The organism is Streptomyces bottropensis ATCC 25435 (assembly GCF_000383595.1).
GTDB lineage: Bacteria > Actinomycetota > Actinomycetes > Streptomycetales > Streptomycetaceae > Streptomyces > Streptomyces bottropensis.
This window is the reverse complement of the sequence record NZ_KB911581.1, coordinates 2,334,577-2,354,957: the sequence shown is the minus strand read 5'-3', so window position 1 is coordinate 2,354,957 and position 20,381 is coordinate 2,334,577. Positions and strand designations below refer to the sequence as shown.

The following is a 20,381-nucleotide window of genomic DNA, read 5'->3' as shown; positions in this document are numbered from 1 at the left end:
ACTTCGGGTGAAACAGGTAGTGCAGAACTACAAGAGCGGCGAGTTGGCGCTGCTCGACGTGCCGGTGCCCGGGTGCAAGCCGGGCGGCGTGCTGGTGCGGACCGCCCACTCGCTGATATCCACCGGTACCGAGCTGATGAAGGTGTCCGAGGCCGGCATGTCGATGGTGGGCAAGGCCCGCTCGCGGCCGGACCAGGTGGCCAAGGTCGCGCAGAGCGTGGCCACGAACGGGGTGGGCGCCACCTACCGCAAGGTGATGGGCAAGCTGGACTCCTACACGCCGCTCGGCTACTCGCTGTGCGGGGTGGTCGAGCAGGTCGGGGCCGGGATCGACGACGTGAAGGTCGGCGACCTCGTGGCCTGCGCCGGCAACGAGCACGCGCTGCACGCCGAGCTGAACTGGGTGCCGAAGAACCTCTACGCCCCCGTGCCGGACGGCCTCGCGTCACGGCACGCGGCCTTCGGCACCGTCGGATCGATCGCGATGCAGGGCGTCCGCCAGGGCGAACCGCAGCTCGGCGAGGTGGCACTGGTCATCGGCCTCGGGCTGATCGGGCAGTTGGTGGCGCAGTTGCTGACCGCCTCCGGTGTCCGTGTCGTCGGGGTCGACCCGGATCCGGCGCGCTGCGAGCTGGCCGAGCGCCTGGGCGCCGCCGCCTGCGGCGATCCCGACTCCCCGGCCGTGGTGAACGCCGTCGCCGAACTCACCGACGGCCATGGCGTGGACCAGGTGTACCTGGCCGCCGGCGGCGCGAGCAACCAGCCCGTCGAGCTGGCCGCCCGGCTGTGCCGGGACCGCGGCCGGGTCGTCGACATCGGCAAGTGCCGCCTGGACCTGCCGTGGAACGCGTACTACGAGAAGGAACTGGACGTCCGCTTCTCCCGCAGTTACGGCCCCGGGCGCTACGACCCCTCGTACGAGCTGGAGGGACGGGACTACCCGATCGGCTATGTGCGCTGGACCGAGCGCCGGAACCTCGCCTGCTTCCTCGATCTCCTCGCGCGCGGCCGGGTCGACGTGCAGCCACTGATCTCCCACACCGCCGACTTCGACGACGCGGTCGAGACGTACCGGAGCCTGAAGGACGGCGAGCTGAAGGCCGTGGCGGTGCTGTTCCGGTACCCCGGTGACCAGCGGGAGACGGAGGAGGCCGCGGCCCCGGAGGTCGCGGTGCCCGCGGTGCGGCGCGGTGGCGCGGGTGCCGCCCCGCGCCGGGCGGCCGGGGCGCCGGTGCGGCTGGCGTTCGTGGGCGCGGGGAACTACGCGACGTCGATGCTGCTGCCGCACCTGGCGCGGCGTGAGGGCGTCGAGCTGTCCACGGTCGTCACCACGACGGCGCTGTCGGCGGCCAACGCCCAGCGGAAGTTCGGCTTCGCCGAGGCCACCACCGACCTGGACGCCGTGCTCGGCGACAAGTCAGTCGACGCGGTGTTCGTGGTCACCCGGCACAGCTCGCACGCCGAACTGACCCGCAGGGCGTTGCTGGCCGGCAAGGCCGTGTTCGTGGAGAAACCGCTGGCGCTCACCGAGGAGGAGCTGGCCGGGGTGCTCGCGGCGGTGGAGGAGTCCGGCAACGACCGGCTGCAGGTGGGCTTCAACCGCCGGTTCGCGCCGCTGCTGCGGGAGGCGAAGCAGCGGTTCGGCGCCCGCACCGGACCGGCGAGCCTGCGCTACCTGGTCAACGCGGGCCGCCTCGACCACGGCAGCTGGTACCTGCGGCAGGACACCGAGGGCTCGCGGTTCGCCGGTGAGGGCGGACACTTCGTCGACACGGCGAGCTGGCTGCTGGAGGCCGACCCGGTCTCGGTGTACGCCCTCACCACGCCCGGCAACGAGGACCTCCAGGTCGTCCTGCGCTACCCGGACGGGTCCACCGCCACGATCAGCTACGTCACCACCGGCGCGCCCGGCTTCCCCAAGGAGACGCTGGACCTGGTCGCGGACGGCAGGGTGCTGCGGCTGGACGACTTCGTCCGTGCCGCCGTCTACGACGGCCGCCGCAGGCAGTGGGTCGGATCGCGGCTGCCCAAGGCCCGGGACAAGGGCCAGTCCGCCGAGCTGGCCGCGTTCGTCAGGGCCGTGCGCACCGGCGGGCCGATGCCGGTGCCGCTGGAGTCGCTCGTCGCCACCACGGCGGCCACCCTCGCCGTGCGGGCGGGCCTCGCCGCCGGCGCGCCGGTGACGCTGGCGCGGACGCGATGACCGTGCGCGCGGGAAGTCCGGGCTGGTACCTGCGGCGGCTGTCCCGGATGGGGCCGCGGGAGGTCGGCGGCCGGGTGGGCGACACGCTGCGCAGGCGGCGGTGGCGGTCGGCGCCGCCCCGGAGCCCGGCTGTGACCGGTGCCCGGTTCACCGCCGTACTGCCCGCGGGGACCGTCGCCGCGGTGCCCCCGCACGCCGCGAAACGTCTCGTCGCCGCGGCGGACCGGCTGATGGACGGGCACGCCGAGTACTTCGGGGTGCTCCGCGACGACCTGGTCGACCCGGACTGGTGCCACGACCCGAAGACCGGGCGCCGGGCGCCCTGGGGTCACGCCTTCGACGTGCCCTACCGCGACGAGGACGCGGTCGGCGACATCAAGCAGATCTGGGAGTTGTCCCGGCACCAGTACCTCACCGTGCTCGCCGCCGCCTACGCGGTCACCGGGGACGAGCGGTACGCCGAGCGGGTGGCCGCCCATCTGCGGTCGTGGTGGGCGGCCAACACACCGCTGCGCGGGGTGCACTGGACCAGCGGCATCGAGCTGGGCATCCGGCTGCTGTCCTGGGTGTGGGTGCGCCGACTGCTCGACGGCTGGCCGGGCGCGGCCGGGCTGTTCGAGGGCAACCCGGTGGCACACCGGCAGATCTGGCACCACCAGCGCTGGCTGGCCGCCTTCCCCAGCCGGGGTTCCTCCGCGAACAACCATGTGATCGCCGAGACCGCCGGGCAGTTCGCCGCGGCCTGCGCCTTCGACTGGTTCCCCTCCTCGGCGCGCTGGCGCACGGACGCGTTGCGGTCACTGGAGCGGCAGCTGCGCGCCAACACCTTCCCCTCGGGCCTCAACCGCGAGCTGGCCACCGAGTACCACGGGCTGGTGCTGGAGCTGGGCCTGGCCGCGCTGGCCGAGGCGGACGCCGCGGGCGTGCCGGTGCCCGCGACGGTCCGGCTGGTGCTGCTGCGGATGACCGACGCGCTCGCGGCCGTCGTGGACAACCGGCTGCGGCCGCCGCGCCAGGGGGACGCGGACGACGGGCACGGTCTGGTCGTGGACGGCGCGGGCACCGACCGCTGGGCCTCGCTGCTGGCCACCGGGGACGCCGTCTTCGGCCGGCTGGACTGGTGGCCGGCGGTGACCGGCACCGACGTACGCACCCCCCTGCTGGCCGCGCTGGTGCGGCCCCACCCGCGTGAGGGGACCGCGCCTGCCGTGGCCCGCCCGGCGACCCGGCCCGACCGTTTCGCCGACGCCGGCATGACCATCCTGCGGGGTCCGCAGGAGATCTGGTGCCGCTGCGACGGCGGCCCGCACGGCTTTTTGTCCATCGCCGCGCACGCGCACGCCGACGCGCTGTCCCTGGAGGTGCGGCACGACGGGGTCGACGTGCTGGCCGACCCGGGGACGTACTGCTACCACGGGCAGCCCGAGTGGCGGCGGTACTTCCGCTCGACCCTCGGCCACAACACCCTGGAACTGGACGGCGACGACCAGTCCGTCTCCGGCGGTCCGTTCCTGTGGACCCGGCAGGCCCGCAGCCGTGTCCTGGTCGCCGACACGTCCGGCCAGGGCGTGGCCCGCTGGTGCGCCGAGCACGACGGCTACGAGCCCTCCGTGCACCGGCGCCGGGTGGAGCTGACGGCCGCGAGCCGGGAGCTGCGGGTGAGCGACGAGGTGCGCGGCCCGCGCCGGGCCGTGCGGCTGGCGTTCCACCTCGGCCCGGCGATCGCCGCGGACCTGGTGGGCACCGTCGCGGAACTGACCTGGACCCGGGACGGCGAGGACCGCTCCGCGGTGCTCGAACTGCCCGGGCAGCTGTCCTGGCGGGCGCATCGCGGCGAGAGCGACCCGCCGCTCGGCTGGTACTCCGCGGGCTTCGGGCGCAAGGAACCCGTCACCACACTGATCGGCACCGGCTTCGCCGGCGGCACCGCGTCCGGGGAGTTCACCACCGTACTCGGGTTCCGGGGCTAGGGGAGGACGCTTGGGGATCAAGGGGCGGCGACGAGCACGGGTCACGGCACCACTGGTGCTGGCCCTGCTGGCGGCGACCGGCTGCGAGGGCACGCCGGACGCGCGGCCGAAGCCGACCACCACACCGTCCACGTCCGTGGCCCGGGTGTGCGCCGAGCGCGCGGCCGGGCCCACGAAGGCGCCGGCCGGCGCGGTGACGGTGGACCCCGCCGTGCCCGGTGACCTGGCCGTGCAGACCGAGAGCAATCCCCCGGGCACCACGTTCTGGCTGCTCCCGGGCAAGCACCGGCTCGGCCCGGACCGCTACGCCCAGGTCCTTCCCAAGGAGGGGGACACCTACGTCGGCGCTCCGGGCGCGGTGCTCGACGGCCGGAAGACCAACCAGTACGCGTTCGGCGGCTCCGCCCGCGACGTCACCATCCGCCACCTGACCGTGCAGCGTTTCGTCGCGCCGCACGACGAGGGCGTGGTCAACCACGACTCGGCCGACGGCTGGGTCATCGAGCACACGACGGTCCAGAACAACTCCGGCGCCGGGCTGATGGCCGGCGCCCGCCAGCGGGTGCGCGGCAACTGCCTGCGTGACAACGGCCAGTACGGCATGAACGCCTACAAGGCCGACGGCCTCATCACCGGCCTGGTGGTCGAGGGCAACGAGATCGTGGGCAACAACACGGACGACTGGGAGCGGCGGCGGCCGGGCTGCGGCTGCACCGCAGGCGTCAAGTTCTGGGCCGTCGACGGCGCCGACGTACGCGGCAACTGGGTGCACGACAACCGCGGCACCGGGCTGTGGGCGGACACCAACAACAACGACTTCCGTATCGAGGGAAACCTGCTGGAGGCCAACGACGGTGCGGCGCTGATCTACGAGACCAGCTACAACGCGGTCATCCGCAAGAACCGGATCCGGCGGAACAACTGGGTCGAGGGCCGCGACTACGCCGGGCGCGGCGACAGTTTCCCGTTCGCGACCGTGTACATATCGGAGTCCGGCGGGGAGCCGCGCGTCCCGGCCCGCACGGACAAGATCGAGATCTACCGCAACGTGCTGGAGAACAACTGGTCCGGGATCACCCTGTGGGAGAACGCGGACCGGTTCTGCAACAGCCCGGCCAACACCTCCTCGGGTGAGTGCACCCTCCTGGTGAAGGACATCGACCGCTGCGAGCGGCCCGCGATCGCCAAGGCGCCGCTGTACGACGACTGCCGGTGGCGGACCCAGCGGGTGGACGTCCACGACAACCGCTTCACGCTGGACAAGTCCGTCCTCGACTGCACGGCGAAGTGCGACCGCATGGCGGTGCTGGCCAACTACGGCACCTATCCGGACTGGTCCCCCTACCGGGGCGAGCGGGTGGCCGAGGCGATCACGCGCAAGCAGCACAACCGCTGGCACGACAACGTCTACCGGGGACCGTGGAGGTTCGTCGTCCACGACCCGAGCCGGGTCCTGGACTTCTCCCAGTGGCGGGACACGCCGTACCGGCAGGACGCGGGCAGCAAGTACCGTGCCGGGAAAGGCGGTTGAGATGCCCGCCGACCACACGTCGAAGATCGTCGGGACGGTCTGGGGGCTGCTGGTCCTCAACACGCTCGGCTCCGCCGGGGCGAAGACCATCGTCCCGCTGCCCCGCTCACTCATCCAGATGGCCACCATGGGCGCGCTGGTCGCCGCGTTCGCGCTGGCGCTCGTGGTCAATCCCCGGCTGCGCGTGCGGCCCAACGCCTTCCTGTTCCTGCTGACCCTGCTGCTGGTGCCGAGCGTGATCTCCAGCGCGGACCTGGAGTCCGGGTTCGGCGCGGTGTTCCGCTGCGCCCGGCTGGCGCTGTTCGTCAGCACGCTGTGGCTGCTCACCCGCTGGTGGGACGGCGACCTGCGGTTCGTCCGGCTCCACATCCGGATGTACTTCGTGGTCCTCGGGTCGGTGGCCGTCGGCGCGGTCGTCTCCCCGGGCGCCGCCCTGCCCGAGCTGTACGGCGGGCGTCTGGTCGGCGCGCTGTGGCCGCTCACCCCGCCGCAGATCGGACAGTACGCGGCGGTGATCATCGGGCTCTCCGTGCTGCTCCTGCTGGGCCGCCGGACGACCCGGGCCAGCGCGGCGCTGGTCATCGTGCCGTCCCTGGTCCTGCTCGCGCTGACCCACACCCGCACGGCCACGCTCGGGATGCTGATCGGGCTGGTGCTGGCGATCGGCTCGCTCTTCCTGACCAGCACCGCCGCCCGCCGGTTCTTCGCCTGGGTGGTGCTGTGCGCCGCCGTGGCCGCGGTGGGGTTCGGCCCCGCGCTGCGGTCGTGGTTCCTGCGCGGACAGAGCCAGGAGAACTTCACCAGCCTCACCGGCCGGGCCAAGGTCTGGGAGGCGCTGCTGGCGGCACCCCGGACGACCTCGGAGTACCTGTTCGGCATGGGCCTGGGTGACAAGTCCTTCGGCGGGCTGCCGATCGACAACAGCTGGCTGGCCGTCTTCCACGAGCAGGGGATGACCGGCGTGACGCTGGTGGCGGCGGTCATCGTCGTCCTGGGCGGTGTCGCACTGCTGCGGCCGCCCTCGCTGTCGAGGGCCTGCGCGATCTTCCTGATCAGCTACTGCGGGATCGCGTCGTACACCGAGGCCGGGCTGGGCGACGCCTCGCCGTACCTGCTCCATCTGGCGGTGGCCGCCTCGCTGTTGGCGGTGCCCGACACGGCCGCCGCCCTCCCGGCCCCCGCAGTCCCCCGACGGCGCGTCACGCGCTGGGTCCGAAGAACGGAGGTGGCCTGAAGCATGCATGTTCTCGTGGTGCACAACCGCTACGCCTCGGCGCAGCCGAGCGGCGAGAACAAGGTCGTCGACCAGGAGGTGGCACTGCTGCGCGAAGCCGGCCACCGGGCCGAGGTCTTCGAGCGGCGCAGCGACGACATCGCAGCCCGGTCCCTGCCGGCCAAGGCCGCGATCCCGCTGCTGGTGCCGTGGAACCCGGCGGTCCGCAGGGAACTCGCCGCGAAGCTGCGCGCCGAGCGGCCGGACGTGGTGCACGTCCACAACGTCTTCCCGCTGCTGTCGCCGGCGGTGCTGGCCGCCTGCGCGGACGCCGGGGTGCCGGCCGTCGCCACGCTGCACAACTACACCCAGGTCTGCCCGCCCGGCACGCTGCAGCGCGACGGCCGGCCGTGCGCCGAGTGCGTGGGGTCCGCGCCGCTGCCCGCCGTCCGGCACGGCTGCTACCGCGGCTCCCGGCTCGCGACGGTGCCGCTCGCGGTCAGCCTGTCGGTGAACCGGCGGCGGTGGTGGTCCGGTGTGGAGCGGTTCTTCTGCATCTCGGCGGCCCAGCGCGAGGTCCTGGTGCGCTCCGGGATGCCGGCCGAGCGGCTGGCGGTGAAGCACAACTTCGTGCCCGACCCGGACGTGCGCCGCGAGGGCGACGGCGAGCACCTGCTGTATCTCGGCCGGCTCGCGGAGGCCAAGGGCGTACGGCTGCTCATGGCCGCCTGGGACGAGCTGACCGCCGGCGGCGGGGTGGGGGTGCCGCTGGTGATCGCCGGAGCGGGGCCGCTGGAGCCGGAGGTCACCGCCTGGGCGGCGGGCCGCGACGACGTGCGGTACGCCGGCCTGTACGACACCGCGCAGGTCCGCGAGGCCGTCGCGCGGTCGGTCGCCGTGGTGGCGCCCTCGACGTGGCTGGAGGCGTTCGGCCTGGTGGTCGTGGAGGCGATGGCGGCCGGGGTGCCGGCCGTCGCCGCCGGTCACGGCGCGTTCGTCGAACTCGTCGAGGACGGGGTGACCGGTCTGCTGCACCGGCCGGGCGAGGCCGCCTCGCTCGCGTCCTGTCTGCGCCGGATCACGGCCGACCCGGCCCTCGGCCGGGAGCTGGGCCGGGCGGCCCGGAGCCGTTACGAGCGGGACTTCAGCCCGGCGGTCGGGCTGGAGCGCCTGGTGGAGGGGTACCGCTCCGCGATCGCGGGGCGGACGGAATCATTGGGGGGCAGTAGATGACCGGATGCCGACTCTGCGGCTCGTCGGCGCTGGAGAGCGTCGTCGACCTGGGGGCGACCCCGCCGTGCGAGAGCTTTCTCGCCGCGGGACAACTGGACCTGCCGGAACCGGCGTACCCGCTGCACCTGCGGGTCTGCACCGACTGCTGGCTCGCGCAGATCCCTCCGCTGATCACACCGGAGGAGACGTTCGAGGAGTACGCGTACTTCTCCTCCTTCTCGACCTCCTGGGTGGAACACGCGCGCGCCTTCGTCGCGGGCGCCGTGGAGCGGGTGGGCCTCGGCCCCGACGCCTTCGTGGTCGAGGTCGCGAGCAACGACGGGTATCTGCTGAGGCATGTGGTGGACCGGGGGATCCGCTGCCTCGGCGTCGAGCCGTCGGTGAACGTCGGGGCGGCGGCGCGGGAGGCGGGGGTGCCCACGCTCACGGCGTTCCTGGGCCCGGACACCGGCGCCGGCGTCCGCGCCGAGCACGGCCCGGCGGACCTGGTCGTGGCCAACAACGTGTACGCGCACATCCCCGACGTGGTCGGGTTCACCCAGGGGCTGCGGGCGCTGGTCGCCGACGACGGCTGGGTCTCAGTCGAGGTGCAGCACCTGCTGACCCTGATCGAGGAGAACCAGTACGACACGATCTACCACGAGCACTTCCAGTACTACACGGTCGCGGCCGCGATCCGGGCGCTGGCGAGCGGCGGACTCACGCTCGTGGACGTCGAGCTGCTGCCCACGCACGGCGGGTCGATCCGGCTGTGGGCCCGCCCGTGCGAGGTGGCCGGCGAGCCCACCGCGCGGGTGGCGGACGTACTGGCCCGGGAGAAGGCCGCCGGGCTGCAGGAGCTGTCCGGGTACACCGAGTTCTCCGCCCGGGTGGCCAAGGTGCGCCGGGACCTGCTGCGGTTCCTCATCGACGCGGCCGAGCGCGGCGAGACGGTCGTCGGCTACGGCGCCCCGGGCAAGGGCAACACCCTGCTCAACCACTGCGGCATCCGGCCCGACCTGCTGGCGTACACGGTCGACCGCAACCCCTACAAGCACGGCAGGTTCACCCCGGGCACCCGCATCCCGATCCTGCCGCCCGAGCGGATCGCCGCCGACCGGCCGGACTACGTCCTGGTGCTGCCGTGGAACCTGCGGGCCGAGCTGGTCGAGCAGCTGGCGTACGTGCACGAGTGGGGCGGCCGGCTGGTCTTCCCGATACCGGAACTGAGCATTGTCGAGGTCAAGGCATGAAGGTCGTCCTGTTCTGCGGCGGTTACGGCATGCGGATGCGCAACGGAACCTCCGACGACGTGCCCAAGCCGATGGCGATGGTCGGCCCGCGCCCGCTGATCTGGCATGTCATGCGCTACTACGCGCACTTCGGGCACACGGAGTTCATCCTCTGCCTCGGCTACGGGGCCCACCACATCAAGAACTTCTTCCTCACCTACGAGGAGACGACGTCCAACGACTTCGTGCTGCGCGGCGGACGGACCGAACTGCTGTCCACCGACATCGCCGACTGGACGATCACGTTCGCGCAGACCGGCGTCGAGTCGCCGATCGGGGAACGGCTGCGCCGGGTGCGCCACCACCTCGACGGCGACGAGATGTTCCTCGCCAACTACGCCGACGTGCTCACCGACGCGCCGCTGCCGACGATGATCGACTCCTTCGCCCGGCGTGACGCCGGCGCGTCGATGATGGTGGTGCCGCCGCAGTCCTCGTTCCACTGCGTGGACCTGGGCGAGGACGGCCTGGTGGGGGGCATCACCGCGGTCAGCGACATGCCGCTGTGGGAGAACGGCGGCTACTTCGTGCTCCGCCAGGAGATCTTCGACCACATCCCGCAGGGCGGGGACCTGGTCGCCGACGGCTGCGGCCAACTGGCCAAGCAGGGCCGCCTGGTGGCGCACCAGCACCGCGGCTTCTGGAAGCCGACCGACACCGTCAAGGAGCGGGCCGCGCTCGACGACGCCTACGCCCGGGGCGACCGCCCGTGGGCCGTGTGGGAACGGGACGCCACCGGGGTGGGCGCGTGATCCGGCTCGGCGCCGGGCGCCCGGACCGGGTCGTCGCGGTGGGCGCGCACTGCGACGACATCGCCATCGGCGCCGGCGGCACGCTGCTGACGATGTGCCTGGCGCGCCCGGGCCTGCGCGTCGACGCGCTGGTGCTGTCCGGCGGCGGCGGCGACCGGGAGCAGGAGGAGCGGGCCGCGCTCGCCGCCTTCTGTCCGGGAGCCGACCTGCGGCTGACCGTGCACAAGCTGCCGGACGGCCGGCTGCCCGCGCACTGGGAGGAGGCCAAGGCCGCGGTCGAGGAGCTGCGCGCGGCGACGGACCCGGACCTCGTGCTTGCCCCGCGCACCGACGACGCCCACCAGGACCACCGCGGCCTGGCGAAGCTGATCCCCACCGCGTTCCGCGACCACCTGGTGCTCGGCTACGAGATCGTCAAGTGGGACGGCGATCTCGGCCGTCCGGCGGCGTACCAGCCGCTCTCGCCGGAGACCGCCGAGCGCAAGGTGGGGCTGCTGCAGGAGCACTACCCCTCGCAGCGCCACCGGCCCTGGTACGACCGGGAGGCCTTCCTCGGTCTCGCCCGGATCCGCGGTATCGAATGCCACGAGCGCTACGCCGAGGCGTTCGCCGTCACCAAACTCACGCTCAACCTGGGGGGTTGAACCATGCGCGTACTCCTGACCGGACACCAGGGCTACCTGGGCACCGTGATGGCCCCGGTCCTCGCCGAGGCCGGGCACGAGGTCGTCGGCCTCGACGCCGGCCTGTTCGCCGACTGCGTGCTGGGGCCGAAGCCGGCGGACCCGCCGGGTGCACGGGTGGACCTGCGCGACCTCACGGCCGCACACGTGGCCGGGGTCGACGCGGTGATCCACCTGGCGGCCCTGTCCAACGACCCGCTGGGCTCACTGGCGCCGCAGCTCACCTACGACATCAACCACCACGCGTCCGTGACGCTGGCCCGGCTGGCCCGCGACGCCGGGGTGCGGCGCTTCCTGTACGCGTCGACGTGCTCGGTGTACGGCGCCGCCGGCGGTGACGAACTGGTGGCCGAGGACGCCCCGCTGCGCCCGGTGACCCCGTACGCGGAGTCCAAGGTGCGGGTCGAGGACGACCTGCACGCGCTGGCCGACGCCGACTTCAGCCCGGTGTACATGCGCAACGCCACCGCCTTCGGCTACTCCCCCCGGCTGCGCGCCGACATCGTGCTGAACAACCTGGTGGGCCACGCGCTGCTGTCCGGCGAGGTGCTGGTGCTCTCCGACGGCACCCCCTGGCGCCCGCTGGTGCACGCCGCCGACATCGCGCGGGCCTTCACGGCCGCGCTGGACGCGCCGCGCGAGGCGGTGCACGACCGGGCGTTCAACATCGGCACCGAGACCAACAACGTGACGGTCGCCGAGATCGCCGAGCAGGTCGCCGAGGCGGTGTCCGGCGCGAAGGTGGTGATCACCGGCGAGAACGGGGCCGATCCCCGGTCGTACCGGGTGGACTTCTCCCGGTTCCGGGCCGCGATCCCCGGCTTCGACTGCGAGTGGTCGGTGAAGCGGGGGGCGCTCGAACTCGCCGACGCCTACCGGAAGTTCGGGCTGACCCAGGAGGCCTTCGAGCGCCGCTTCACCCGGCTGGCCGTGCTGCGGGCGGCGTCCGAGGCCGGCACCGTCGACGACACCCTGCGGTGGCGCGGATGACCGTCGGCGAGGAGATGCACGCGCTGGTGGAGCGGTTGTACCCGCTGTGCCGGAGCATCACCGGCGACGGGGTGCGCGCCACCCTGGACATCGTCGGCGAGTACATCCCGCTCCAGGTGCACGAGGTGCCGACCGGGACCCAGGTGCTCGACTGGACGGTGCCGCAGGAGTGGAACATCCGGGACGCCTACATCGCCGACGCCGCGGGCAACCGGGTCGTCGACTTCGCCGCGTCCAGCCTGCACGTGCTCGGCTACAGCGTGCCGGTGTCGGCGACGATGCCGCTGGCCGAGCTGCGCGAGCATCTGTACACGCTGCCGGAGCGGCCGAGCTGGGTGCCGTACCGCACCAGCTACTACAAGCCGCAGTGGGGGTTCTGTCTCTCCCAGGACATCCTGGACGCGATGCCGGACGGCGAGTACGAGGTGCGCGTGGACTCCACGCTCGCCGACGGCCACCTCACCTACGCCGAGCACGTGGTCCCCGGGCAGATCGCCGACGAGGTGATCGTCTCCTGCCACGTCTGCCACCCGTCGCTGGCCAACGACAACCTGGCCGGTGTCGCGGTGGCGACGTTCCTGGCCCGGGCGCTGGCGGAGCGGACCCCGTACTACACCTACCGGTTCATCTTCGCGCCCGGCACCATCGGGGCGATCACCTGGCTGGCCCGCAACGCGGAGAGGATCGAGCGAGTCAAGCACGGCCTGGTGCTGGCCTGCGCGGGCGACCGGGGCCGGCTGACGTACAAGCGGAGCCGGCGCGGTGACGCCGAGATCGACCGGGTGATGCGGCATGTGCTGACCGCCTCCGAACGCCCGCACCACATCGCCGAGTTCACCCCGTACGGCTACGACGAGCGGCAGTACTGCTCACCGGGCTTCGATCTCGGCGTGGGCTCGCTCAGCCGGACCCCGTACGCCGGTTACCCGGAATATCACACCTCGGCGGACAACCCGGACTTCGTCACCCCGGAGGCGATGACGGACACGCTCACCCTGTGCCGCGAGGCGTTCGCCGTGCTCGACGGCAACCGGCGGTACGTCAACCTCAGCCCCTACGGCGAGCCCCAGCTGGGCCGGCGGGGCCTGTACGACTCGCTCGGCGGCCGCAGCGACGCCAAAGAGGCCCAGATGGCGATGCTGTGGGTGCTCAGCCTCTCCGACGGCGAGCACGCGCTGCTGGACGTGGCCGAGCGGGCCGGGCTGCCTTTCGACACCGTCGCCGCCGCGGCCGGCGCCCTGCACGGCGCCGGGCTGATCAAGGCATGACGCCGATGACCACCGAGAAGGAGAAGGCGACGGCACGGGCCGGGCCCGCCCGGCGGGCCCTGCTCGGCCGGCTGTCCTGGGGGCTGGCCGACCAGGCCGCCTCCAGCATGACCAACTTCGCGGTGGGGATCTACGTCGCGCGCTCGCTCGGGCTCACCGCGTTCGGCGTGTTCAGCCTGGCCTGGGTGACGTACGGCGTGGTGCTCAGCGTCTCCCGGGGGCTGGCCACCGACCCGCTCGTGGTGCGCTTCAGCGGGGTGCCGGAGGCCTCCTGGCGCGGGGCCGTGGCCCGTTCGTCGGGTACCGCCCTCGGCGTCGGCGGCGTCATCGGCGCGGCCTGCCTGGGGGCGGGACTGGCCGTCGGCGGTCCGGTGGGGCCCGCCTTCGCCTGCCTGGGCGTCCTGCTGCCGGGGCTGCTGCTGCAGGACGCCTGGCGGTACTCGTTCTTCGCCGCCGGCACCGGGCGGAAGGCGTTCGTCAACGACCTGGTGTGGGGCGTCGCGCTCGTCCCGGCCATGGTCGTGGCGGCCCGCGTGGGCACGGTGGCCGCGTTCGTCCTGGCCTGGGGCGCGTCCGCCGCGGTCGCCGCGGTGTACGGCTGCCTCCAGTCCGGCATCCGGCCGCGGCTGACCGGAGCGCGCGCCTGGCTGCGCGAGCACCGCGACCTCGGCTACCGGTACCTGGTCGAGAACACCTGCCTCAGCGGCGCGGCCCAGCTGCGGGCGTACGGACTCGGCGCGATCGTCGGGGTCGGCGCGGTGGGTGTGGTCCGGGGCGCCGAGCTGCTGCTCGGCCCGTTCCTCGCCGTGCTGATGGGGCTGTCGCTGGTCACCGTCGCGGAGGCGGCGCGGGTGCTGCGGCGGGCCCCGCACCGGCTCGGAAAGTTCTGCCTCCTCCTGGGCGGCGCCCAGGCCGTCGCCGCGCTGCTCTGGGGTGCGGCCCTGCTGCTGGTGCCGGACCACGCCGGCGAACTCGTGCTCGGCGACGTCTGGCAGGCCGCCTCGGAGCTGATCGTGCCGGCCACGCTCGGTGTCGCGGGCGCCGGTCTCGGCACCGGCGCGGCGGCCGGGCTGCGCGCGCTCGGCGCGGCCCGCCGCTCTCTGCGCTGCCAGCTGTTCGCCTCCGCCTGCTACGTCGGCGGCGGCCTCGGCGGGGCCGTCGCGGCCGGCACGGTCGGCTCGGCCTGGGGCGTCGCCGCCGCGACCCTCGCGAGCTCCGCCGTGTGGTGGCTGCAGCTGCGCTCCGCCCTGCGCGAGCACCACCAGGACTCCATCCGCGAAGTGAGGACGCCATGACCGCCCACCCCAGGCTGAGCATCGGCCTGCCCGTCTACAACGGCGAGGAGTACCTCGCCGAGTCGTTCGACGCCCTGCTCGGCCAGACCTACGAGGACTTCGAGCTGGTCGTCTCCGACAACGCCTCGACCGACGGGACCGAGGACATCTGCCGCCGGTACGCGGCGAAGGACTCCCGCATCCGCTACATCCGGCTGCCCCGCAACATCGGCGCCGCGCCCAACCACAACTTCGTGTTCACCGAGTGCCGCGGCGAGCTGTTCAAGTGGGCCTCGCACGACGACCTGTACGCCCGGGACCTGCTGCTGCGCTGCGTCGAGGCGCTCGACGAACGGCCGGACGTGGTCCTCGCGCACAGCGACCAGGCGGTCATCGACGAGGACGGCAAGGTGAAGGTCCCCTACGCGTACGGGCTCGCCACCGACTCGCCGCACGCCCCGGAGCGCTTCCGCAGCCTGCTGTTCGAGCCCGGCGGCGACGACTTCTACGGGGTGATGCGGGCCGACATGCTGCGCCGGGTGAAGCCGCACGACAGCTACCACCACGCGGACCGCACGTTCGTCGCCGAGATCACCCTGCACGGCCCCTTCCACCAGGTGCCCGAGCTGCTGTACTTCCGCCGCGACCACCCCACCCGCGCCGAGCGGGCCAACCCCTCCAAGCGCTCCCGGTGCGTCAACCTGGACCCGCGCCGGGCGGGCCCGCTGCACCCGACGCCCCGGCTGCTCGCCGAGTACGTGTGGGGTTTCGTCTCGGCGATCCGGCGGGCGCCGCTGTCCCCGGCCGACCGGCGCGCCTGCCACCGCCATCTGGCCGCGTGGATGACCAGCCGGGTCCGGCCGGGCGCGGGCGAGCGGGTCGAGGACCGCGCCCCCGTCGACCCGGACCTGCCGACCGTCCGCGTCGACGATCTCGTCGCCGGCCGTGAAGGCAGGCAGGCATGACGTCCGCGCCCGGCAGGCCGGTACGCGTCGGGGTGTTCGGCCTGCTCGGCTCCGGCAACCTCGGCAACGACGGGTCCCTGGAGGCCGTGCTCGGCCAGCTCCGCGCCGCGCATCCGGAGGCGGTCGTGGACGCGCTGTGCGGCGGACCCGAGGTCGTCACGGCCCGGTACGGCATCCCCGCGACGCGGCTGCACTGGTATCGCGGGGAGTACCGGACCGCCTCCCGAGCGGGCGCGATCGCGGGGAAGGGGCTGGGCAAGCTCGTCGACGCCTTCCGCACCGCCGCCTGGGTGCGGCGGCACGACGTGGTGATCGTGCCGGGCATGGGCGTCCTGGAGGCCACGCTGCCGCTGCGGCCGTGGGGGTTCCCGTACGCGCTGTTCCTGCTGTGCGCGAGCGGCCGGCTGTCCGGCACCCGGGTCGCGCTGGTCGGCGTGGGGGCCGGCCCGATCGGCAACCGGGCGACCCGGACCCTGGTGCGCTGGTCGGCGCGGCTGGCCGCCCACCGGTCGTACCGGGACGAGCTGTCCCGTGACGCGCTGCGGGCGATGGGCGTGGACACCTCGCGCGACGAGGTCCATCCGGACCTCGCCTTCGCCCTGCCGGTGCCGCCGGTGAGCGCGGCCGGCGACCCGCCGGGCCTCGTGTGCGTCGGCGTCATGGACTTCCACGGCGGCGACGACGACCGCGACCGCGCCGAGGAGATCCACCGGCGCTACCTGGACGGGACGACCCGCTTCGTCCGCGCGCTGGCCGAGGAGGGCAGACCCGTCCGGCTGCTCACCGGCGACGCGTGCGACGCGCCGGTGGTCGCCGCGATCCTCGACGCGGTGGACTCGCCGCTGGTCACCGCCGCCGAGGCGACCTCGCTGGCCGACCTGCTGAAGGAGACGGCGGCCGCCGAGACCGTGGTGGCGACCCGCTACCACAACCTGGTCTGCGCGCTGAGGGCCGGCACCCCGACGCTCGCCCTCGGCTACGCGGCCAAGAGTGACGCGCTCATGGCGAGGATGGGGCTGGACACGTACTGCCATCCGGCTCGCGAGGTCGACGCCGACCGGCTGCTCGAACAGTTCCGGGAGCTGGAGAAGAACGCGGCGGACGTACGGCGGACCCTCGCCGAGCGGAACCTGACCGTCGCCCGGCAGCTCGACCGGCAGTTCACGGCTCTGACAGCGGCCCTGTTCCCGGCGGCCGGCCGCACCCGCACCCCCTCCCCCGCGTCCACCCGGCAGGAGACACCATGAAAGCGACCGCCGTCCCGGAGATCTTCGGCGCCTACCTGTTCGAGCCGACGCCGTACGCCGACGAACGCGGCTTCTTCTGCCGTACCTTCGACGCCGACGTGGTCCGCTCGGTGGGGCTCGACCCGGACGCCTTCATCCAGGACAGCCTGTCCCGCTCGGTCGGAGGTGTGCTGCGCGGCCTGCACCTGCGCTCCGGCGCCGGCGAGGCCAAGCTGGTGCGGTGCTCGTCCGGGAAGATCTTCGACGTCGTCGTGGACCTGCGGCCCCACTCGCCGACCTACCTGGGCCGTGCCTTCTTCGAGCTGTCCGGCGAGACCCAGAGGACCCTGTACATCCCGGCGGGCTGCGCGCACGGCTTCCAGGCGCTGACCGCGACCGCCGACACCTCGTACCGGATCGACCGCCCGCACGACCCGGCCGAGGACGTGACGATCGCCTTCGACGACCCGGAACTGGCCATTCCCTGGCCGCTGCCGGTCACGTCGATGTCCGAGCGGGACCGGAAGGCGCCGAGCCTCGCCGACGTCCTGAAGCACAGGGAGAGTTGAGGTCGCCGTGGACACCGAAGAGTACGAACTGCCCCGGTCGCGGGCGGCCAACGAGCGGCTGCACGCCCTCGTGCCCGGCGGCGCGCACACCTACGCCAAGGGCGACGACCAGTACCCGGAGCACCTGGCCCCGGTCATCAGCCACGGCAGCGGCGCCCATGTGTGGGACGTCGACGGCAACCGCTACATCGAGTACGGCTCCGGCCTGCGGTCGGTCAGCCTCGGGCACGCCCACCCGCGCGTGAGCGAGGCTGTGCGTCGGGAACTCGACCGCGGCAGCAACTTCGTACGGCCGTCCATCGTGGAGGTCGAGGCCGCGGAACGCTTCCTGGCGACGGTGCCCACCGCCGACATGGTGAAGTTCGCGAAGAACGGCTCCGACGCCACCACCGCCGCGGTGCGCCTCGCGCGTGCCGCCACCGGGCGCCGGCGGGTGGCCCTCTGCGCCGACCATCCGTTCTTCTCCACCGACGACTGGTTCATCGGCACCACGGCGATGTCCGCCGGCATCCCGTCGGCCACCAACGACCTCACCGTGACGTTCCCCTACGCGGACCTGGCCGCCACCGAGGAACTGCTCACCCGGTACCCGGACGACATCGCCTGCCTGATCCTCGAACCCGCCACCCACAGCGAACCGCCGCCCGGTTACCTGGCCGGCCTGCGCGAACTGGCCGACCGGCACGGCTGCGTCCTCGTCTTCGACGAGATGATCACCGGGTTCCGCTGGTCCGAGGCGGGCGCCCAGGGCCTGTACGGCGTCGTCCCCGACCTCTCCACGTTCGGCAAGGCGCTGGGCAACGGCTTCGCCGTCTCCGCGCTGGCCGGCCGCCGCGCCCTGATGGAGCTGGGCGGGCTGCGCCACTCCGGCGACCGGGTGTTCCTGCTGTCCACCACGCACGGTGCGGAGACGCACTCCCTGGCGGCCGCGATGGCCGTGCAGAGCACCTACGTCGAGGAGGGCGTCACCGCGCGGCTGCACGCCCTCGGCGAGCGGCTGGCCACCGGCGTCCGTGAAGTCGCCGCCGCCATGGGCGTCGGCGACCACGTCCTCGTCAAGGGCCGGCCCAGCAACCTGGTCTTCGCCACCCTCGACGAGCACGGGCGGCCGTCGCAGGAGTACCGCACCCTGTTCCTGCGCCGGCTCCTCGCGGGCGGGGTGCTGGCCCCGTCGTTCGTGGTGAGCGCCGCGCTCGACGACGCCGACATCGATCGGACCGTCGACGTGGTCGCCCAGGCGTGCGCGGTGTACCGGAAGGCGCTGGACGCCGGCGACCCCACGCCCTGGCTGTCCGGACGGCCGGTGAAACCGGTGTTCCGCCGTCTGGCGTGAGGGAACGTCAGCGAGGCCCTGCCCGTCCGCCCGTCCGGTCGACCAGCCACGCGGTGGCCGGTGTCACCGCCAGCGCGGTGCACCAGCCGCCGAGGACGTCGGTCGGGTAGTGCGCGCCCAGCACGACCTGCGCCCAGCCCATGACGGCCCCGGCGGCCGGCGCGGCGGCGAGCACGAGGGTGAGGCCGGCCGTTCTGCCGAGGCGGAGCCGCCCGGCCGCGAGCAGCGCCACCGCGAGGGCGAGCGCGGTGAGGAAGGCGGTGTGCCCGCTCGGGTACGACAGGTTGTCGTCGCCGTGGATGGTGCGTCCGACCAGGGGCTTGAGCAGCGTGGTCGCCCCCACGGCGCCGCCGACCGAGGCGAGGACGAACACCGCGGCCCGAGGACGCCGCAGCAGCAGGAGACAGCCCGCCACGACGGCCACGACCAGCACCGCCGCCCCGGCGGGCTCCCCCAGAAAGTCCGTGCCGAGAGCGACCCGCCGCCACGAGGGCCCCACCCCGTCGACCACCGCCGAGACCCGCACGTCCACCGCACCGGGCTCCCCGTCCCCGGCGAACACGACCCCACCGACGGCCACCCCCAGCGCGGCGAGAACGGCCACCGTCCCGAGCCACGCACGCAACACCGCCGGCAGCACGGGCGGCGCGGACAGCACGGGCGGCGCGGCCCGCCGCCCACCAGGTCCGCCGGGCCCGACCCCGACATGGCCCTCGACCTCCGCCACCAACGCCCCCCCGTCGTGTCCCTGCGCGCCACCCTAACCCCCCACTTTTCATGGACGGCAGGTCGCCCGCACCGGGCCGCCGGCGTCGCAGGTGTCTCCCCGGTGCCGGACCTGGGGCCCTTGACGCGGCCGGCCGTCCAGTCGCTCTCCACTGACGCTGGAGCGGCGGCCCCGAGACTCGCTGTGACATCTCGGGAAGGGGTACTTCATGCCGGACTCAGGCGTCGTCAGGACGCGTCATGCGATCCATGTGGCGGCCGAGCCCAAGGCCGTGTACGAGCTGATCGCGGCGGCGGAGGACTGGCCGCACATTTTTCCTCCCACCGTGCATGTGGAGAAGTTCGACCGGGACGGCCGGTCGGAACGGCTGCGGATCCGGGCGTTCGCGAACGGGGAGGTGCGGTCGTGGACCTCCCGCCGGGAACTGGATCCGAGCGCGCTGCGGGTGACGTTCCGCCAGGAGGTGTCGTCCGCGCCGGTCGCGTCGATGGGCGGCGAATGGATCATCGAGGCCGCGCCGGGCGGCAGTAGCGTCGTCCTGCTGCACGACTTCACCGTCGTCGACGACGACCCGGCGGACCGTGAGTGGGTGGGGCGCGCCGTCGACACCAACAGCGAATCCGAGCTGGCCGCGCTGAAGACGGCCGCGGAGTCCCTGGCAGCGGAGCCGGGGGCCTTGCTGTCGTTCTCCGATCACGTCGACATCTCGGGCGCGCGGCAGGAGGTGTACGACTTCCTGTGGCGGGCCGACCTGTGGGAGGAGCGGCTTCCGCATGTGAGCAGGCTCGTGCTGACCGAGCCGGGCGACGACCTGCAGACGGTGGAGATGGATACCCGCGCCGCCGACGGTTCGGTACACACGACCAAGTCGGTACGCGTCGGGTTCGCGCCGGACCGGCTCGTGTACAAGCAGATCCAGGTGCCCCCGCTGATGGCCGCGCACACGGGCCGCTGGACCGTCGAGACCACCGAGGGCGGGGTGCGCGCCACCTCGCACCACACGGTCGTCCTGCGCCCGGATCGGGTGCGCGAACTGCTGGGCCCCGAAGCCACACTCGCCGCGGCCCGCGACCTCGTACGCGAGGCCCTCGGCAGGAACAGCACGGCCACCCTCACCCTGGCCAAGGAGGCCGCGGAACGCACCGCGTCCCGCTGACGCCGGGCGAACGGAAG

At 73.3% G+C, this 20,381-nt stretch carries 17 protein-coding genes; 16 read left to right on the top strand and 1 reads right to left on the bottom strand.

Annotated features, from left to right (window positions below; genetic code table 11):
* The first annotated feature begins 7 nt into the window (after positions 1-7).
* From STRBO_RS0110400 to STRBO_RS0110330, 15 genes are read left to right on the top strand one after another with little or no spacing between them, the layout of a single operon-like run.
* Complete coding sequence (locus tag STRBO_RS0110400; protein WP_028796568.1) at positions 8-2,203, top strand: bi-domain-containing oxidoreductase; 2,196 nt, start codon at positions 8-10, stop codon at positions 2,201-2,203.
* Positions 2,200-4,173: a heparinase II/III family protein gene (locus STRBO_RS0110395; RefSeq protein WP_005481758.1), complete on the top strand. Its 1,974-nt coding sequence runs from the start codon at positions 2,200-2,202 to the stop codon at positions 4,171-4,173. Before STRBO_RS0110400 ends, STRBO_RS0110395 begins: the two co-directional genes overlap by 4 nt.
* A gap of 10 nt (positions 4,174-4,183) precedes the next feature.
* Positions 4,184-5,704, top strand: coding sequence for a right-handed parallel beta-helix repeat-containing protein (locus tag STRBO_RS0110390; protein ID WP_005481756.1), 1,521 nt, complete (start codon positions 4,184-4,186; stop codon positions 5,702-5,704).
* A gap of 1 nt (position 5,705) precedes the next feature.
* Entirely contained in the window at positions 5,706-6,938 is a 1,233-nt protein-coding gene (locus tag STRBO_RS0110385) for a hypothetical protein (protein ID WP_005481754.1), read from the top strand.
* 3 nt (positions 6,939-6,941) lie between these two features.
* Positions 6,942-8,150 carry a glycosyltransferase gene (locus STRBO_RS0110380; protein WP_005481752.1) on the top strand — a complete coding sequence of 403 codons (1,209 nt, stop codon included), beginning with the start codon at positions 6,942-6,944 and terminating at the stop codon, positions 8,148-8,150.
* The gene (locus STRBO_RS0110375; RefSeq protein WP_005481751.1) at positions 8,147-9,382 is read left to right on the top strand and encodes a class I SAM-dependent methyltransferase; all 1,236 of its coding nucleotides are present in this window, start codon (positions 8,147-8,149) and stop codon (positions 9,380-9,382) included. The genes STRBO_RS0110380 and STRBO_RS0110375 overlap by 4 nt, the downstream gene beginning before the upstream one ends.
* Positions 9,379-10,173 (top strand): glycosyltransferase family protein, encoded by a 795-nt coding sequence (locus STRBO_RS0110370; protein WP_005481750.1) that lies wholly within the window; start codon positions 9,379-9,381, stop codon positions 10,171-10,173. Before STRBO_RS0110375 ends, STRBO_RS0110370 begins: the two co-directional genes overlap by 4 nt.
* A complete protein-coding gene (locus STRBO_RS0110365; protein WP_005481748.1) occupies positions 10,170-10,817 on the top strand; it encodes a PIG-L deacetylase family protein in 648 nt (215 codons plus the stop codon). The genes STRBO_RS0110370 and STRBO_RS0110365 overlap by 4 nt, the downstream gene beginning before the upstream one ends.
* A gap of 3 nt (positions 10,818-10,820) precedes the next feature.
* Positions 10,821-11,846 carry an NAD-dependent epimerase/dehydratase family protein gene (locus STRBO_RS0110360; protein WP_005481747.1) on the top strand — a complete coding sequence of 342 codons (1,026 nt, stop codon included), beginning with the start codon at positions 10,821-10,823 and terminating at the stop codon, positions 11,844-11,846.
* Positions 11,843-13,114 (top strand): DUF4910 domain-containing protein, encoded by a 1,272-nt coding sequence (locus STRBO_RS0110355; RefSeq protein ID WP_202499249.1) that lies wholly within the window; start codon positions 11,843-11,845, stop codon positions 13,112-13,114. The genes STRBO_RS0110360 and STRBO_RS0110355 overlap by 4 nt, the downstream gene beginning before the upstream one ends.
* Entirely contained in the window at positions 13,111-14,409 is a 1,299-nt protein-coding gene (locus tag STRBO_RS0110350; RefSeq protein ID WP_078595557.1) for an MATE family efflux transporter, read from the top strand. Before STRBO_RS0110355 ends, STRBO_RS0110350 begins: the two co-directional genes overlap by 4 nt.
* Positions 14,406-15,353 carry a glycosyltransferase family 2 protein gene (locus STRBO_RS0110345; RefSeq protein ID WP_005481742.1) on the top strand — a complete coding sequence of 316 codons (948 nt, stop codon included), beginning with the start codon at positions 14,406-14,408 and terminating at the stop codon, positions 15,351-15,353. The genes STRBO_RS0110350 and STRBO_RS0110345 overlap by 4 nt, the downstream gene beginning before the upstream one ends.
* Positions 15,350-16,600, top strand: a complete 1,251-nt coding sequence (locus tag STRBO_RS0110340; protein ID WP_005481741.1) for a polysaccharide pyruvyl transferase family protein — start codon at positions 15,350-15,352, stop codon at positions 16,598-16,600. The genes STRBO_RS0110345 and STRBO_RS0110340 overlap by 4 nt, the downstream gene beginning before the upstream one ends.
* The gene (locus tag STRBO_RS0110335) at positions 16,597-17,148 is read left to right on the top strand and encodes a dTDP-4-dehydrorhamnose 3,5-epimerase family protein (protein WP_005481740.1); all 552 of its coding nucleotides are present in this window, start codon (positions 16,597-16,599) and stop codon (positions 17,146-17,148) included. Before STRBO_RS0110340 ends, STRBO_RS0110335 begins: the two co-directional genes overlap by 4 nt.
* 7 nt (positions 17,149-17,155) lie before the next feature.
* Positions 17,156-18,481, top strand: a complete 1,326-nt coding sequence (locus STRBO_RS0110330) for a glutamate-1-semialdehyde 2,1-aminomutase (protein WP_005481739.1) — start codon at positions 17,156-17,158, stop codon at positions 18,479-18,481.
* A 7-nt stretch (positions 18,482-18,488) separates the two neighbouring features.
* Here the strand turns inward: STRBO_RS0110330 and STRBO_RS0110325 are convergent, their stop codons facing one another.
* On the bottom strand, positions 18,489-19,139 hold the full coding sequence (locus STRBO_RS0110325; RefSeq protein ID WP_020114158.1) for a phosphatase PAP2 family protein: 651 nt from the start codon (positions 19,137-19,139) through the stop codon (positions 18,489-18,491).
* 277 nt (positions 19,140-19,416) lie between these two features.
* On the opposite strand from STRBO_RS0110325, the gene STRBO_RS0110320 reads away from it, so the two are divergent.
* Positions 19,417-20,364 (top strand): aromatase/cyclase, encoded by a 948-nt coding sequence (locus STRBO_RS0110320; RefSeq protein ID WP_028796567.1) that lies wholly within the window; start codon positions 19,417-19,419, stop codon positions 20,362-20,364.
* Positions 20,365-20,381 lie beyond the last annotated feature (17 nt).